The sequence below is a fragment of the Streptomyces sp. SA15 genome (assembly GCF_002291145.1).
Taxonomy (GTDB): Bacteria; Actinomycetota; Actinomycetes; order Streptomycetales; family Streptomycetaceae; genus Streptomyces.
The window spans coordinates 61139-76134 of the sequence record NZ_NTGE01000073.1 but is presented as its reverse complement, the minus strand read 5'-3'; the positions used below and the strand labels follow the sequence as shown (position 1 = coordinate 76134).

At 69.9% G+C, this 14996-nt stretch carries 14 protein-coding genes and 2 pseudogenes; 11 read left to right on the top strand and 5 right to left on the bottom strand.

The genetic code is table 11. The annotated features are described in order from the left end of the window. Positions 1-101: 101 nt before the first annotated feature. The 10 genes and pseudogenes from bla to CLM62_RS12190 all read left to right on the top strand — a co-directional run bounded on the left by bla (position 102) and on the right by CLM62_RS12190 (position 11103). Positions 102-1028 carry a class A beta-lactamase gene (gene bla / locus CLM62_RS12235; protein ID WP_095749851.1) on the top strand — a complete coding sequence of 309 codons (927 nt, stop codon included), beginning with the start codon at positions 102-104 and terminating at the stop codon, positions 1026-1028. A gap of 138 nt (positions 1029-1166) precedes the next feature. Then, positions 1167-2207, top strand: coding sequence for an ABC transporter substrate-binding protein (locus CLM62_RS12230; protein WP_095749850.1), 1041 nt, complete (start codon positions 1167-1169; stop codon positions 2205-2207). Between the two features lie 85 nt (positions 2208-2292). Then, positions 2293-3297, top strand: a complete 1005-nt coding sequence (locus tag CLM62_RS12225; RefSeq protein WP_095750056.1) for an iron ABC transporter permease — start codon at positions 2293-2295, stop codon at positions 3295-3297. After that, a complete protein-coding gene (locus CLM62_RS12220) occupies positions 3294-4370 on the top strand; it encodes an iron chelate uptake ABC transporter family permease subunit (RefSeq protein WP_095749849.1) in 1077 nt (358 codons plus the stop codon). The genes CLM62_RS12225 and CLM62_RS12220 overlap by 4 nt, the downstream gene beginning before the upstream one ends. Before the next feature lie 146 nt (positions 4371-4516). Continuing rightward, positions 4517-5928 (top strand): annotated as a pseudogene (locus tag CLM62_RS12215) (hypothetical protein). 299 nt (positions 5929-6227) lie between these two features. Next, positions 6228-6455: pseudogene (locus CLM62_RS51405) on the top strand (AAA family ATPase); the annotation flags it as partial. Positions 6456-6463: 8 nt separating this feature from the next. Further along, positions 6464-7771 carry a hypothetical protein gene (locus tag CLM62_RS12205; protein WP_179382059.1) on the top strand — a complete coding sequence of 436 codons (1308 nt, stop codon included), beginning with the start codon at positions 6464-6466 and terminating at the stop codon, positions 7769-7771. Further along, complete coding sequence (locus tag CLM62_RS12200) at positions 7768-9885, top strand: integrase (protein WP_218835590.1); 2118 nt, start codon at positions 7768-7770, stop codon at positions 9883-9885. The genes CLM62_RS12205 and CLM62_RS12200 overlap by 4 nt, the downstream gene beginning before the upstream one ends. Next, positions 9882-10322, top strand: coding sequence for a hypothetical protein (locus CLM62_RS12195; RefSeq protein WP_095749847.1), 441 nt, complete (start codon positions 9882-9884; stop codon positions 10320-10322). Before CLM62_RS12200 ends, CLM62_RS12195 begins: the two co-directional genes overlap by 4 nt. 268 nt (positions 10323-10590) lie before the next feature. Next, positions 10591-11103: a MarR family winged helix-turn-helix transcriptional regulator gene (locus tag CLM62_RS12190; RefSeq protein ID WP_095749846.1), complete on the top strand. Its 513-nt coding sequence runs from the start codon at positions 10591-10593 to the stop codon at positions 11101-11103. A 91-nt stretch (positions 11104-11194) separates the two neighbouring features. Here CLM62_RS12190 and CLM62_RS12185 read toward each other — a convergent pair whose 3' ends face one another. From CLM62_RS12185 to CLM62_RS12170, 4 genes are all read right to left on the bottom strand, one after another. After that, positions 11195-11623, bottom strand: a complete 429-nt coding sequence (locus CLM62_RS12185; RefSeq protein ID WP_095749845.1) for a PPOX class F420-dependent oxidoreductase — start codon at positions 11621-11623, stop codon at positions 11195-11197. Positions 11624-11713: 90 nt separating this feature from the next. Then, entirely contained in the window at positions 11714-12109 is a 396-nt protein-coding gene (locus CLM62_RS12180) for a nuclear transport factor 2 family protein (protein ID WP_095749844.1), read from the bottom strand. A gap of 26 nt (positions 12110-12135) precedes the next feature. Continuing rightward, complete coding sequence (locus CLM62_RS12175; RefSeq protein ID WP_095749843.1) at positions 12136-12918, bottom strand: MBL fold metallo-hydrolase; 783 nt, start codon at positions 12916-12918, stop codon at positions 12136-12138. Between the two features lie 118 nt (positions 12919-13036). After that, positions 13037-13417 (bottom strand): VOC family protein, encoded by a 381-nt coding sequence (locus CLM62_RS12170; protein WP_095749842.1) that lies wholly within the window; start codon positions 13415-13417, stop codon positions 13037-13039. A gap of 284 nt (positions 13418-13701) precedes the next feature. Between CLM62_RS12170 and CLM62_RS12165 the strand changes: the two genes are divergently transcribed. Continuing rightward, entirely contained in the window at positions 13702-14595 is an 894-nt protein-coding gene (locus CLM62_RS12165; protein ID WP_095749841.1) for a radical SAM protein, read from the top strand. A gap of 24 nt (positions 14596-14619) precedes the next feature. Here CLM62_RS12165 and CLM62_RS12160 read toward each other — a convergent pair whose 3' ends face one another. After that, entirely contained in the window at positions 14620-14955 is a 336-nt protein-coding gene (locus CLM62_RS12160) for a helix-turn-helix domain-containing protein (protein ID WP_095749840.1), read from the bottom strand. Between the last annotated feature and the right edge of the window lie 41 nt (positions 14956-14996).

The following is a 14996-nucleotide window of genomic DNA, read 5'->3' as shown; positions in this document are numbered from 1 at the left end:
GCCAGATCGGCATGGAACCGCGCGTGAGCGTATTGGACCGCATGACGGCCCGAAGGTGAGGGTGGTCACGGAACTCACCGCCATCCAACGGAGGTTGAACCATGCAGTACACCCGTGTCCGGCGCACCGTTCTCGGAGCGCTCGCCGCGCTCGCCCTCGTCCCGGTCATGGCCTGCGGCCAGGACGGCTCCCAAGCCTCGCCGGCCCCGGCCGCCGCGGCGGTGCGCACGAGCACGGCCGCGAAGCCGTACACCGCCGAACTCAAGGAACTGGAGCGCGAGTTCGACGCGCGGCTCGGTGTCTACGCCATCGACACCGGCACCGGACAGGAGGTCGCCTACCGGGACGGCGAACGGTTCGGCTACCACTCCACGTTCAAGGCGATGGCCGCCGCTGCCGTGCTGCGCACGTACTCCCTGAGCGGGATGAACGAGGTGATCAGGTACTCCGTGGACGACCTGGTCCGCAACTCCCCGATCACCGAAAAGCACGTCGACACCGGGATGACCCTGCGCCAACTGTGCGACGCCGCCGTCCGCTACAGCGACAACACCGCCGCCAACCTGCTCTTCGAAGCGCTCGGCGGACCGAAGGGCCTCGAAGCCGAGCTCAGGAAGCTGGGCGACGACGTCACCGTGATGGAGCGCATCGAGACCGGGCTGAGCGACTGGGTTCCTGGCGAGACGCGGGACTCGACGACCCCGCGAGCGTTCGCCGAGGACCTGCGCGCGTACGTCCTCGGAGACGTCCTCCGCAAGCCGGAACGGGCCCAGCTCACGAAGTGGCTGAAGACCAACAAGACCGGGGACGAGCTCATCAGGGCCGGGGTGCCCGAGGGTTGGGTGGTCGGCGACAAAACTGGATCCGGCAGCGGCTACGGCGGCCGCAACGACATCGCCGTGGTGTGGCGCCCCGACGCAGCCCCCGTCGTCATGGCGATCATGTCGAATCGCAGCGAGAAGGACGACACCTACGACAACAAGCTGATCGCGGAAGCGGCATCCGTGGTCGCCGACACACTGTCGTAGCGCAAGCGGGCACGGAGGCCGTGACGCCACAGTGCCGTGACAGGAGCCACACAGGTCCCGTTGTCGGCCGCAAGACCCTCCCGGATAAGGTGAGGCTGGCCTAATGACCAAAAAGTGGTGTCACAAAGGAGTCCTGTCATGTTCCCTCGGCGTCGCGGTCCGGCCGCCCTCGCTCTCGCCGTCGCCGCCGCGCTGACCCTCACGGCGTGCGGCGGCTCCGCCGACGACGACAAGGACGCGGGCTCCGCCGGGGGCGGTGACAAGAAGGCCGTGGCGCAGGGCGGTGAGGACTTCGGGTCCGCCGTGGAGAAGACCGCGGCGATGGGCACCGACGCCAAGCCGGGCGAATGGCCGCGCACCGTCCGTCACGCCATGGGCGAGACCGTGATCGAGGCCCAGCCAAAGCGCGTGGTGGTCCTGGACGTCGGCGAGCTGGACAACGTGGTGTCGCTTGGCATCAAGCCGGTCGGGCTCGCCCCCACCGAAGGCTCCCCGGAGCTGCCGTCGTACCTGAAGAAGGACGCCGGCACCCCGAAGAACGTCGGCACGATCAACAACCTCAACCTCGAGGCGATCGCCGGTCTCCAGCCGGACCTCATCCTCGGCAGCCAGCTGCGCGCCGCGGACAAGTACGACGAGCTGTCGAAGATCGCCCCGACCGTCTTCTCCATCCGGCCCGGCTTCACGTGGAAGGAGAACTACCTCCTCAACGCGTCGGCCCTCGACAGGACGGCAGAGGCCAAGGCGAAGCTGGCCGCGTACGACACCAAGGTGAAGACACTCGGCACCGAGCTCGGCGCCGACAAGCCGACCGTCTCGATGGTGCGTTACCTGCCCGACGGGGTGATCCGCCTCTACGCGAACGCCTCTTTCATCGGCACCATCCTCAAGGACGCCGGCATCCCCCGCCCGAAGAACCAGGACATCGAGGACCTGGCCGCCGAGGTCAGCGCCGAGAACATCGACCAGGCCGACGCCGACTACATCTTCACCGGCGTGTACGGCGACGCGAAGGCCACGGACAAGTCCCGTGCGCAGGGCAACCCGCTGTGGAAGAACCTGAAGGCGGTCAAGGCCGGGCACGCCTATGACGTACCGGACGAGACCTGGTACCTCGGACTCGGTGTCACCGCCGCCGAGCAGGTCGTCGCGGATCTGGACGAGTACCTGACCAAGTAGGAGACCGAGGCTTCGGCCGCGGTGTGGTCGGTCGTCCGTGCAGATGAACCACATGAACCACGTGAATCACATGAAGAGGCAGCACATGTCCCGTGCCACCCGGCGCCCGGTCGTCCGGTTGGCCGCGGGCGTGGTCCTGTTGCTTCTCGCCGTCCTGCTCAGCCTCGCGGTCGGCAGCCGCCAGGTCGCCCCCACCGAGGTGTTCGACGCCCTGCTGCACGGCGGCACCGGCGACAACGCCCAGGTCGTGCGGGCCCTGCGGGTGCCCCGCACGATCATCGGTGTGATGGTCGGCGTCGCCCTCGCGGTCGCCGGCGTGGTCATGCAGGGCCTCACCCGCAATCCGATCGCCGAGCCCGGCGTTCTCGGTGTCAGCCAGGGAGCTTCCCTCGGTGTCGTCTGCGCGATTGCCTTCTTCGGGGTGCACACGCTCGTCGGATACGTCTGGTTCGCCTTCGTCGGCGCGGGGCTCGCGGCGGTGGCCGCGTACGCCGTCGCCAGCGGGGGGCGCGGCGGCGCGTCCCCGGTGAAACTGGCCCTGGCCGGTGCCGCGATGAACGCCTTCCTCGCCTCGGTGGTGTCCGGAATCGTCACGACCGACGCAGAGGTCCTGGACGAGTTCCGCTTCTGGGACGTCGGCTCGATCAGCGGACGGGACGGCGCTGTCGTGGCGCAGACGTGGCCGTTCCTGGTCGCGGGGCTGCTGCTGGTCGCCGTCATGGCCCGTGGCCTGGACGCGCTCGCCCTGGGCGACGACGTGGCCCGCGGACTCGGTCACCATGTCCTCCGGGTGCGGATCCTGGGCGCCCTCGCCGCGACCGTGCTGACCGGGGTCGCGGTGGCCGCGGCCGGTCCGATCGCCTTCGTCGGGCTCGCCGTGCCGCACATCGCCCGCGCTCTGGTGGGCTCCGGCCATCGCTGGGTCCTGCCCATGGCCGCCGTACTGGGACCCTCGGTGATTCTGGTCTCGGACGTGCTCGGCCGTGTCCTCTTCCCGCCCTCGGAGGTCCCGGTGGCCGTGATGACTGCCTTGTTGGGCGTGCCGTTCCTGGTCGCGCTCGTACGGCGGAAGGCGACGGTGGCGGCATGACACGACTCGACCGGGCCGGCACGGCGGCGGCCCGCCCCTTCGGCTACTCCGTCGTCCGCGCACGCGACAACAGCTTCCTGCTGCATCGCAGGGCCGTCGTGATCGCCACCGTCCTCGTGGTCGCGCTGGCGGTGACCGTCGTCGCCTCGCTTTGCATCGGCGAATCGTTCGTCTCGCCCAGGGAGGTCGTCCGTGTCCTGCTCGGGCAGCCGAGCCCCGACGAGTTGGTCGTCGGCACGCTGCGGCTGCCCCGCCTGGTGACGGGTCTGCTGGTCGGTGCCGCCTTCGGGATCTCGGGGGCGCTGATCCAGACGGTCGCCCGCAACTCCCTGGCCAGTCCGGACGTCATCGGCGTCACGCACGGCGCGGGCGCGGCAACCGTGACCGCGATGACCTTCGGCGTCACGTCCCCCGCCGCGCTGCCGTACGTCGCGATCGTCGGAGGGCTGTCCGCCGCCGTGCTCGTCTACGCCTTCGCCTGGCGCAAGGGCCTGCACGCCACGCGGTTCGTTCTCGTCGGGATCGGTGTCTCGATCGCGCTGGGCTCGCTGACGCGGCTGTTCCTGACCAAGGGCGACTACCTGGTGGCCCAGCAGGCCAAGGTGTGGCTCACCGGCTCCCTCAACGGACGCGGCTACGACCAGGCGGCGCCCCTCGCCCTGACCCTGCTCGTCCTGGTCCCGCCGCTGCTGTGGGCCGCCCGGGCACAGCGGGCGGTGTCCCTGGACGACGACACGGCCACCGCCCTCGGTGTCGGGCTGGGTCGCGTACGGCTGGGTCTGACCGCCCTCGGCGTGGTGCTGGCGTCCGTGGCGACCGGGGCGGCCGGACCCGTCGACTTCGTGGCCCTGCTGGCGCCGCAGATCGCCCGCCGTCTCACCCGCACCGCCCAGATCCCCCTGCTCTGCTCGGCGTTGACGGGTGCCCTGATCGTGACCACGGCGGATCTGCTGGCCCGGCGCATGCTCTCCCCCAGCGAACTGCCGGTCGGCGTGCTGACCGCGGCGGTCGGCGCGCCGTATCTGATGTGGCTGATCGCCCGCACCCGCAGCCGCGGCGGGGCCACCACCTGACAGGCGGCCGGAGGAGATCCAGGAGTTACCGCTGTGCCGGGGCAAAAAGGCACCTGACAGATCGAGGTGAGGAGCGCTACGATCCCCGCGATGATGACTCATTCTGTTGACAGATTGGGGGTCCCGGCCGCGCAAGGTGAGTGCTGATGCTCACTCAGGACGCGAACGGGAATTCCCGCCTCTCCTTCTGGCAGCGCGTGCGTGAGTTCGCGGTGCCGCCGTCCATGATCGAGACTGCGACCACGCGCCGCCTCACCGGGGACTGGGCGGGGGCGTGCGCCGCCGCAGGCATCGATGTCGATCTCAGCTTGCGTTCCGTGGCGCGTACCCACGGCCAGGAACTCGCGGCCCAGGTGCGGGCCGATCTCCGCCATCTGGCTCCTGACCTGTTGCGCTGGCACATGCCGAGGGTCGGTCCTGACGGGCTGCTGCGTCCATGTCTGACCCTCTCTCTGGCGCGGTACGACACTGTGCGGCCTGACGGCGGGCGCCCGGTGCACCTCGTGGTCCGGACTCCGCCGGCGTGGGCGGATGCCGGTCAGCGGATCAGCCTCGCGCTGTGGGACGGATCCCCTTCCGGGCCCGGCGCCCCCGTCATCCGCATCCCCATTCCCATTCCCATCCCCACCGTCGGTTCCGCCTCGACCTGCACCGCCACCTGTGGGACGCGCGCAGGACCGATGAGTTGCGGATCCGGTCCGGGGCCGATCGGCCGACCGACCCTCCCGCGCCGGACCCGGATCTGCTGGGGGCAGTGCCGCAAAGGAGCCGGTGTGCTGTCGACCGGTGGGCGGCCGAGGCGGGGATTGTGCTGCGGGCCGAGGGACGGACCACCGGTGCCGTCGCCGTGCGCGTCGGGACGCGACAAAGGCTGGTCCTGCACCTGATCACGGTCGGCGACGGCGTCGGTCCTCCCTCATTGCGGATTACGGCGGCGACCACGCGGGGCGACGCCTTAGCGCTGCCGGTCCTGCCCGACGCCGCGACCTGGGTGCTGCCCGATCTGGAACTGCTCCGCACCGGTTCGATCGAGGTCGACCGGCTGCACCCGCTGGTCGCCTCGGCACTGGTACCGGATCACGCACCGGCCGGCCCGACCCGGAATCCGGACCGGGCAGGACAACCGCGCCTCGTGGAGTGCCGGGGAGCCCAACACCGGATCGGCCTTGTCGACGGGGTGCTGGCGCCGCTCGACCACGACGCGGCCGAGATCAGGCGGGAGGAACTGCTGGCCGCCCTGACCGGTACCCCGGTTCCCTGCCTCCAGGTCATCGACGAGGCACACCGGCATCCGGAGTGCCTCTCCGACGTCCGCGCACGCCTGGACCACGGAGACATCGCCGGCGCGCTGGCCGTCGTAGAGGGCCTGCTGGGTCCCGACGCACTGCTGCGCGGTGGCGCTCTGCGGGACGAACTCGAGGCGGCCGCACAACGGCGGATCACCTACGGGCTGTTCCGGGCGGGCCTGATCGGTCCCGCACCTGCCCGTCTCCGCCCTGAGGATCGCCGCCGCCCGCGCGTCGGCCGGTCGCGTCCGCGTCACGGCACTTTCCGCTGAGCCGCGCTCCCCGCGCCTGCTCGTTCATGTCGTCCCCGGGGCGCCTCGGTTCCCCGGACCTACCCGCTTCACGATCCCAGGGCCCCCGCCCCCCAGCACCCACTCGCTCATCTCAACCCCGAGGACCCTCCGTCTCCGGACCCACTCACTCATCTCGGCCCCGGGGCCCCTCCCCCGCACCCACTCGCTCACCTCAACCCCGAGGGCCCCGCGCCCGCACCCACTCGCCTCACATCTCGCCCGGGGCCCTCGGTCCCGCACCCACTCGCCTCGCCACGAAACCCAAAGGTGAATCACACATGCCCACATACACGCCCTTCGCCACCACCGGCACCCCCTCCGACCCGGCCCACACCTCCCAACTCACCATCGCCGACGAGTTGTTGACCCTCCTGCGCGACACCACCACCGAACCGCGCCCCGACACTCAACTGGAGGCCCTGACTCTGGCCGTGGCGGCCGACCTGCCCGTGCTGCTGTGGGGCGAGCCGGGGATCGGCAAGACCGCTGCTCTGACCCAGCTGGCCGGGAGGCGATGGCCCAGCGGTTCGCGTGGACACCAGGCCGCGAACTGGCCTACACCCACGAGGAGTTCACGGCCATCCGCGTGGCAGCGCGGCGAACGTTTCGTACGGCGCTGCTGCGGATCAGGGAGAACTCCGACCACCTGGCGGCCTGGCGGGCGGGCCGGATCGAGGCGGGCGGCACCGCATGGCTGCTGGGCGAGGCGCTGGACGTCCTGGCCCGCACCGGTGACGTGCCCGTCTATGACAAGCCACGCACGGTCCGCAGGCGCTACCGGGCGGCGCTGGCCGGCGGCTCGGCGCGGTGCACCTGGGGGCGGCTCTATCTGAGCCGCAAGGAGACGGCCGCGCTAGCCGTGCTGATCATCGCGGAGCTAGGCCTGAACGTCACGACGCTCTCCGAGATGCCGGTGCCCGAGACGCTGCCGGGCACGACGGAGGCGGGCATGCCGGTCTACCGGCTGCGGCTGGAGAAACGGCGCCGGGCGGGGCACCGCGGCCGGTTCGAGAGCCGCAATGTGACCGACTCTGGAGCCGACTCCTCCGGGCGCATCATCACCGATGCCCTGGAGGCGACCGCTCACGCCCGGGCCCTGCTTGAGCAGCTCGATACGGACGTCGACCGGCTGCTCATCTGGCGCCAGACCACCCCGCACGACGGCCATGGATATCGCAGGGCGGTGCGGGTCGGCCCGTTCGGGCTGGGCGTGGACGAGATGGCCGGCGGTGACTGGGCACGCTCGGTCGGACTGCGAGGTTCCCCGCTGCGGCGCATGCGCAAGACGGTGAACGTGCTGCACCGGCGCGAGCCGGGGCAGAACACCCAGGACACCCACGACAGCATCTACGTGGTGGGCGAGCCCCAGGCCCAGCAGCAGGCGGTGCCGGTCATCGCCGACGGCGCGCTGGAGGCGGTGGACGCGGCCCGCCGCACCGTCTTCACCGCACGCCTGATCCCGGACACGGAGGCGGGGGACCGGCAGACGGTGACCGCGGCCTGCGCGGGCTGGGAGCACAGTCCGTTCAGTCCGGCCGGTCAGGGGTGCGCTGCGTCGTTCCTGCTGTGCACGGCCTGCCCAAACGCCCGGGTCACGCCCGCCCATCACCCGCGCCTGGCCCACCTGCTCAACGCCCTGGACCACTTGCGCGGTGTGGTGGAGCCGGGCATCTGGGAGGCGGACTGGGCGGATGCCCATGCCCGGCTGGCCGACCTGCGCGGCCGGCTCGGCGAGCCGGTCTGGCAGGAGGCGTTGGAAGCCGTCACCGACACCGACCGCACGATCATCGAGCAGCTTCTGCAAGGGGACTTCGACCTGTGACCGCTCTGCCCGCCGAACTTCCGGCCCTTCCTCCCTGGGACACGCTGGTCGTCGCGCCGTCGCTGGTCCTGGCGCCCGGCCCCGTGCCGGTGTCGATCTATGCCGACGAGGTGTGGTCGCTGGCGCCGCTGGTCGCGAACCCCAGCGCCGCCCGGCCTGGGCTGGACTGGTCACGGTTCCCGGCTCCGGTGCTGCCGCAGGTGCAGCTGGCCGCCTGGATGATGATCAATACACCGTTGCCGGCGAGTGTGCTGGTCGGTCATCCAAGTTGGCACTCCCGCCTGGGCCCTGTCGGGATTTACCACACCGTGCTGCGCTGGCAGCGCTTCACGGTCTGGCTGGACCAGCAGGGTCTGGGCGATCTGCGCGCGGTCACCGCGGATGTTCTGGTCTCGTGGGCCGGGCATCTGGCCCGGCAGCCAGGCGCCAGCCGCGGCATCGTCACCAAGGACCTGGTGGCCCTGACCCGGTTGTGGGCGTTCGATGCGGCCGGGCCTGCTCCGAGCGGGATGGCGATGCCGCCCTGGCACCGTCTCGGCGTCGACGATTTTCTGCCCCGGGCTCCCGGCGCCGGGCGGGGCGAGAACGCCACCGAGGTGATCTCCCCGGCCACCATGGGGCCCCTGCTGATCTGGGCGCTGCGCGTGGTCGACGACTTCGCCGACGACATGCTCGCCGCCTGGGCAGAAAGCCGGCGGATGGCTGAGGCGGTCGTACGCGCGCCGGGCACGCCGGAGTCGAAAGCCCGCCTGAAGCGCTACTTGCAGGACCTCATCGACCGCGGCCAGCCGGTGCCCTCGAGGCCCAACGCCGGCTACCGCCATGCCCTGGCCAACACCTACATCGCCGCCCGGGTCGACTGCCCGTCCTCGCAGATCAACGGCCTGCTGGTGACCGAGCCGTGGCAGCACCTGCTCAGCTACGTCGACGCCAACCCCGGCCCCTGCCCCCTTGAGACGCCCATCACCGGCCGCATCGACGGCGAGCCGTGGACGGCGTTCATCGACTTCACCGAGACCCGCGAGCTCATGCGGCATCTGGGCACGGCCTGCTTCATCGTCCTGGCCTACCTGACCGGGATGCGCCCGGCTGAAGTGCTGGGCCTTCAGACCGGGTGCTGCCCGGAGGTCGCAACCGGCCAGCACCTCATCTACGGGCGCAAGTTCAAGAACGCCTTCGACGAGGACGGCAACCACCACTCCGCCGGGCGCCTGCGCGAGGTGCCCTGGGTGGCGATCCCTCCCGTGGTGAGGGCGATCCGCGTGCTGGAGAAGATCGCCCCGGCCGAAGGGCTGCTGTTCGACGCGGCCACGCACACCTTCGTGAACACGCCCACGCCCAGTACGACCTCCCTGCGCTATTCGGGGCTGCGCTCGCGCATCGAGAACTTCGTCGCATGGGCCTCCCACCTGGCCCTGCGCCTGGGACGGGAAGGCGAGGTCATCCCCGACGATCCGCACGGCGCGATCGGCCTGGCCCGCTTTCGCCGCACCCTGGCCTGGCACATCGCCCGCCGCCCGGGCGGCCTGGTGGCGCTGGCCATCCAGTACGGGCACATGCGCACCGCGGTCAGCGGCGGGTACGCGGCCCGCGGCCGCGACGGGATCCACCAGCTGCTGGACATCGAAACCGCCCGGGCCACCGCCGACACCCTCACCACCCTCCATGACGACCTCACCAGCGGGGTGGGCATCTCCGGTCCGGCCGCGCGCCGCGCGATCCACGCCGCGGCTCAGGCGCCGGCCTTCGCCGGGTCGATTCGCACCCACCGTCAGGCCCGCGACATCCTCGGCAACCCGGCCCTGACCGTCTACGACAACCCGCGCTCCTTGCTGATGTGCGTCTACAACCGAGACCGGGCCCTGTGCTACCGCCTGGACGCCGACGACGCCCCGCGCCTGGACCGCTGCCGGCCGTCGTGCGCGAACATCGCACGCACCGACCACCATGCCGCCCAGATCCTTCAGTACGCCCGGCCCCTTGAGAAACAGGCCGCCTCCGAGTTGATTCCCGACCCCCTCGCCGACCGCCTCACCCGCCGCGCCTCGCAGCTGCGCGCGCTGGCCGACCGCCACGAGCACGACCGCATCCACCCGCAGGAGCCGACCTCATGAGCCCAGCACCCGACGAGCGCGACCGCATCCGCGCCGCGATGGACCGCATCCTGGCCGACCACCCCCAGCGCTCCAACGGCGCTCTGACCATCGTCGCTCTCGCCCTTGAGGCAGACGTCCCTCGCAACGCGCTCACCCAGCGCCACACCGACCTGAAAAACGAGTTCTACGACAAGGTCCGGGCCCGCAGGCAGACCCCGGACAGCGAGAAACGGCTGCGCCGGCAGATCCGCCGGCTGAAAGAGCTGCGTGCTTCGGACGCTGAAGAAATCGTCCAGCTCAAAGGCGACGTCGAGGCGCTGGTCGGCGCGCTCCACCAGAAGACCGTGGAGAACCAATTGCTACGAAAGCAACTGGCCGAGGGTACCGGCGCCGTCAGCATGCTGCCCCTGCCGTCCCGCACGGTGGATCACCCTGTGCCACCCGGCCTCGCTTGATCGCACCCTGCCAGCGCTTGGTGAACATCCGTGCAGCCGTCAGCTATGAGATGGGTCCGGGTCCTGCGGTGGGGCATCGGGACGATGCGCCTTCCTTCGTGTCGGATCCGCGCCGGTCGTGCCCGCCACATGGGTCTCGTTCAACTGTTTCTGGGTGTGGTGAGGGGCCGTCGGTGGCGCCGACGATCTTGCACAGGCCAGGTCGCTCTGCTCTACCGATGACCTACAATGAAATTTCCGTGGAAGATAATTCTAAGGAATATTAAAGATGGCTGACCTGATGCGGTTGTACCGGGAGCTGGTCTCGCTGGAGATCGAGCTGTGGAACGGCGTCGAGGGACGCTTGCGGACGGAGTACGACCTGCCGCTGACGTCGTTCGAGGTGCTGCATCTGCTGTTGCGTCGCCCCGGGCCGCGGATCCAGGACATCGCCGAGGAGTTCTCGATCACGGTGGGCGGCACGAGCAAGGTGGTCGACCGCCTGGAGGCGGCGGGCTGGTGCGAGCGCCGTGCGAATCCGAATGACCGGCGTTCCTCGATCGTCGACCTGACGGCCGAAGGGCGGAAGCTGACGGAGGGAGCGGCGAAGGTGTTCGAGGAGGAGTTGGAGCTGCGGATCGGGTCGGTGATCCCCGAGCAGTCCGTGCGGGAGGTGACCTCGGTGCTCAGTACGCTGCGGGCAGCCGGACGTGCTCTGGACGCGGAGCGGAAGGCCGCGGGCCAGAAGCCGGTGCCGGCGATGCGGGCGCCGAAGCAATCCGGCAGGCCGACGGCCTCGTGAAGCACGCCGCCTCCGGCAGTGCTTCGGGCGGTTGGTGCGGGCCGGGTGAGGATGGTTCACCCGCCCCGCACCAACCGCCCGAAGCCGTTTTCTAGTCGGCGATGCCGTCGAAGGCGATGACTTTGTGGATGTGACCGCGGACGAGGAGGTTGCCGGGGCCGCCGTTGCGGGCGGCGTACTCCTCCTGGGTGCGGTCTTCGCCCATGTAGCGAGCGCCGAGGAGGCCGCCCCAGCGCAGCATTTCCTCGGGGTTCTCGGAGGTCTCGGCACGTCCTTGGAGGACGACGAACGCGTAGGGGGGCCGGTCGTCGTCGACGCAGAGGGCGAAGCGTCCGTCGCGGGCAAGGTTGCGGCCCTTGACGCCGTCTTTCTCGGTGGTGAGCACAATGTCGTCGCCGTCGAGGAGGAACCAGACCGGGGTGACGTGCGGGCTTCCGTCGGCCCGGACGGTCGACAGCTTGCCGGTGCGGGTGCCGTGCGTGATGAACGCCCGCCACTGCTCGCTGGTCATCTTCCGCATGCCATGCCTTTCACGCTGGAGGACAGCACTGCCAGTAGGCGGCTGCGTCGTGTGCCCCGAGGCCGGGGTGGTCTCGGGGCACACGCGGATTCAGCGGCCCCAGAAGGCGTCTTCGGCGCTCTGGTCGCCGGAGAAGAGCCACATTTCGGTGATCTTGCCGTTGGCGATGCGCAGGAGGTCCACGCCATCCATGGCCATGGACGCATCACCGCGGCGGCCGGTGAAGTGGATGTGGGCGGCGACCAGGTCGCCGTTGCCCATCAGCGAGTGGATCGTGTCGATGGCGAAGGTGCCCTGGCTGGCCTCAATCATGCTGCCGAGCATCTGGAAGACGGCACCCTGGCCCTTGTGCTCGCCGGAGAACTGGTTGGAGCCGGGCTGGTGCCAGACGATCTGCTCGTCGAGGAGGTCACCGAGGGCGGTCATGTTCCCGGTCTGCACCGCCTGGAAGTAGGCGCGGGCCAGGTCGAGGTTGGCAGTGGTCATCACGATCTCCGTGGGTTCGGTCGGGGTTATCGGGCGAAGTCGAGGCGATCGGCCAGACCGGCCTCGGCGAAGGCGGCCTCGATCTCGTGGCGGCCTTCCTGGAAGTGGGCCCAGCTGTCGTAGTGGGCGGGGACGACCCTGCGTGCGCGGAGGGTCTTCGCGGCCTCGGCGCCCAGGGTGCTGTCGAGGGTGAGCAGGGCGCCGTCGAAGGCGAAGGGCATGCGGGCGCCGCCGAGGAAAAGGACCGCGGTGTCCACCGGAGCGAACTTCTCGGCGATCTCCTTGACGTGTTTCATGGCGGCGTTGTCGCCGCTGACGTAGATCGAGGGCAGGTCGTCGGAGGTGAGCATGAAGCCGACGACGTCACCGGTGATCGGCTCGCAGCCCACGGGGCCGTGCCGGGCCGGCACGCCGGTGACGGTCACGGTGCCGCCGTCGGGCCGCTCAAGTTCGGCACTCTGCCAGAAGGCCAGCCCCTGCGTGGTGCCGCCCAGGCGGCCTGCGCCACTGACGGTGGTGAACACGACCGGTACCCCGGCCAGGAAGGCGCGACCGGCGTCGTCAAGGTTGTCGTCATGCTCATCGTGGGAGAGCAGGACGGCGTCAACGGGGCCGAGGTCGGCGGCCGTGACGGTCGCGGGGTCGGTCTTGACGAGCTTGTGGTCGCCGGGCAGCGGCATGGGGTATTCGCCGGGCGGGTCGAAAGTCGGATCGGTGACGAACCGCAGTCCGCCGTACTCGAAGAGGGTGGTGGGGCCGCCGTAGACACGGACGGGGATCTTCTCGCTGGCGGCGCCGGCGCCGGACATGGGGACCTCCGGGTGGGTGAATCAAGTGGGATGCGTGGGCCCCGCGGCCATCAGGGAGAGGAGTCGGCCCTCCGGCGGATGCGCCATGGGGGAGGACGGGCCGTGCCCGTGGTGTCTGCTACTGGGCGGGTACGGAGAAGATCCCGAAGTGGTTGCCGGCGGTGTCCTGCAGCCGGGCGAAGGTGAAGCCCGCGGAGTCGGAGACCGGCTCCATGAGGACCTCCGCGCCAAGCTCCCGGGCGCGCTCGACCGTCGCGGCGACGTCCTGGACCAGGACGTAGAAGATCGCGTAGTTGGGGAAGTTGCCCTCGGACTCCCACACGCCGCCGGCCGGCTGCCCGGCGCCCGGCGTCATGACCGAGTGGTAGGTCACGCCGGGGGTGTTGGTGTTCAACACGTACTTCCACTCGAAGAGCTCGCCGTAGAACTCCTTGACCTTCTCCGGCTGGTCGGTGCCGAACTCGAACCAGGCGACCGAGTTGAAGGCGGGGACGGTCATGACACTCACTCCTGACGGGCGACGGTGACTTTCTGAGGCGTGCCAGCGACGGCAACGACGGCTCACGGACGGCAGGCCCCTGCACTCACTCCGCGAGGGAAGAGACCGCGAGGCCCCGGCCCGGCCGCTACCCAGCAAACCATTTCCATTCCTTGGAAGCAAGTTCCTCAGATTATTGTTCTGTGGATAGGGTTCGGTGCTCCACGGCCGACCCGCAGACAGCAGAGGAACGACCCCGGCGCTCCCTATGCGGACGGTCGGGCCCAGAGAGAGGGAAGTACGTCATGGAGCCGGTCGAGATCGAGGCCAAGACCCTGATCCAGAAGTCGAAGACCCCGTCGAACGACTACGTCATCAACCCCTACACCGGCTGTGTACTGGGCTGCGCCTACTGCTTCGCGTCCTTCGCCGGGCGCCAGTTCGGCCGGTCGGTCAAGGAATGGGGCGACTACCTGTACGTGAAGAAGAACGCGGTGGAACTGGCCCGCAAGGAGCTGGCGAAGATGCCCGAGGACAAGCGCCGGGGCACCATGCTCCTCAGCTCGGTCACCGACCCCTACCAGGGCCACGAGACGAAGTACCGGCTCACCCGCGGCATCCTGCGCGAACTGCAAGCAGTCGAGTACCCGGGCCTTGTTCGCATCCTGACCAAGTCACCCGTCGTCACCCGCGACATCGACCTGCTCACCAGCCTCCCCCGCGCGGAGGTAGGGATGACCGTGACGACCACCGACGACAAGGTCAGCCGCTGGCTGGAGGTACACGCCCCCCTCGCCTCCCGCCGCCTGCGCACCCTGACCGAACTCAACGAGGCCGGCATCCCCACCTACGCCTTCGTCGGCCCGCTCCTGCCCCACTTCGCCACCCAGCCCGAACTCCTCGACGACCTCTTCGGCCGCCTGGTCGATACGGGGGTGCGCGAGGTGTTCATGGAGCACATCAACCTCAAGCAGTACATCCGCCAGCGCATGGACCAGGTTCTCGCGGGCGAGCCCGAAGAGGTCCGGGAGGCGTATCTCCAGGCGCGGACGAAGGAGCATCGCGAACAGCTCGACGTGATCGTGGCCCAGCTGCTGGACAAGCACGGGCTGCGGCTGCGGTTCGAGGAGGTCGTCCATCACGACGACAACGACGCCCTGCGGGAGAGGCTGGCGTCCTCGGCGCGACAGCGACCGTAACCGGGTCTCCGGGCCAGGCCTACGTCAGGCGGTGACGCCGGACTCGGGATCCGGCACCGCCATGGCCCACGTCCCCATGGCCTCCAGGACCTCGCGCAGTCCCTCGCCGAGAGGGGTCAGCGCGTACTCGACGCGCGGCGGGATCTCCGCGTAGGTCGTGCGGGTGACGATGCCGTGCCGCTCGAACTGACGAAGCCGGCTGGTCAGGGTGTGCGGACTGATGCCGGGCAGCGCCTCGCGCAGCTGGTTGAACCGGTGGGAGCCCTTGAGGAGTTCGCGCACGATCAGGGTGGCCCACGGCCCGTTGAGGAGGGTGAGGAACCGGGCAACGCCGCACTCGGGGAGGCAAGGATCAGTCACATTCCGACCGTACCCATTAGTGCAGTTGATGTAACTGGTGC

What these genes read in the sequence shown, in the direction of transcription:
- bla (WP_095749851.1), top strand. Translation starts at nt 102, where the DNA reads ATGCAGTACACCCGTGTCCGGCGCACCGTTCTCGGAGCGCTCGCCGCG.
- CLM62_RS12220 (WP_095749849.1), top strand. Translation starts at nt 3,294, where the DNA reads ATGACACGACTCGACCGGGCCGGCACGGCGGCGGCCCGCCCCTTCGGC.
- CLM62_RS12180 (WP_095749844.1), bottom strand. Translation starts at nt 12,109, where the DNA reads ATGACCACTGCCAACCTCGACCTGGCCCGCGCCTACTTCCAGGCGGTG.
- CLM62_RS12195 (WP_095749847.1), top strand. Translation starts at nt 9,882, where the DNA reads ATGAGCCCAGCACCCGACGAGCGCGACCGCATCCGCGCCGCGATGGAC.
- CLM62_RS12190 (WP_095749846.1), top strand. Translation starts at nt 10,591, where the DNA reads ATGGCTGACCTGATGCGGTTGTACCGGGAGCTGGTCTCGCTGGAGATC.
- CLM62_RS12225 (WP_095750056.1), top strand. Translation starts at nt 2,293, where the DNA reads ATGTCCCGTGCCACCCGGCGCCCGGTCGTCCGGTTGGCCGCGGGCGTG.
- CLM62_RS12185 (WP_095749845.1), bottom strand. Translation starts at nt 11,623, where the DNA reads ATGCGGAAGATGACCAGCGAGCAGTGGCGGGCGTTCATCACGCACGGC.
- CLM62_RS12170 (WP_095749842.1), bottom strand. Translation starts at nt 13,417, where the DNA reads ATGACCGTCCCCGCCTTCAACTCGGTCGCCTGGTTCGAGTTCGGCACC.
- CLM62_RS12165 (WP_095749841.1), top strand. Translation starts at nt 13,702, where the DNA reads ATGGAGCCGGTCGAGATCGAGGCCAAGACCCTGATCCAGAAGTCGAAG.
- CLM62_RS12230 (WP_095749850.1), top strand. Translation starts at nt 1,167, where the DNA reads ATGTTCCCTCGGCGTCGCGGTCCGGCCGCCCTCGCTCTCGCCGTCGCC.
- CLM62_RS12175 (WP_095749843.1), bottom strand. Translation starts at nt 12,918, where the DNA reads ATGTCCGGCGCCGGCGCCGCCAGCGAGAAGATCCCCGTCCGTGTCTAC.
- CLM62_RS12205 (WP_179382059.1), top strand. Translation starts at nt 6,464, where the DNA reads ATGGCCCAGCGGTTCGCGTGGACACCAGGCCGCGAACTGGCCTACACC.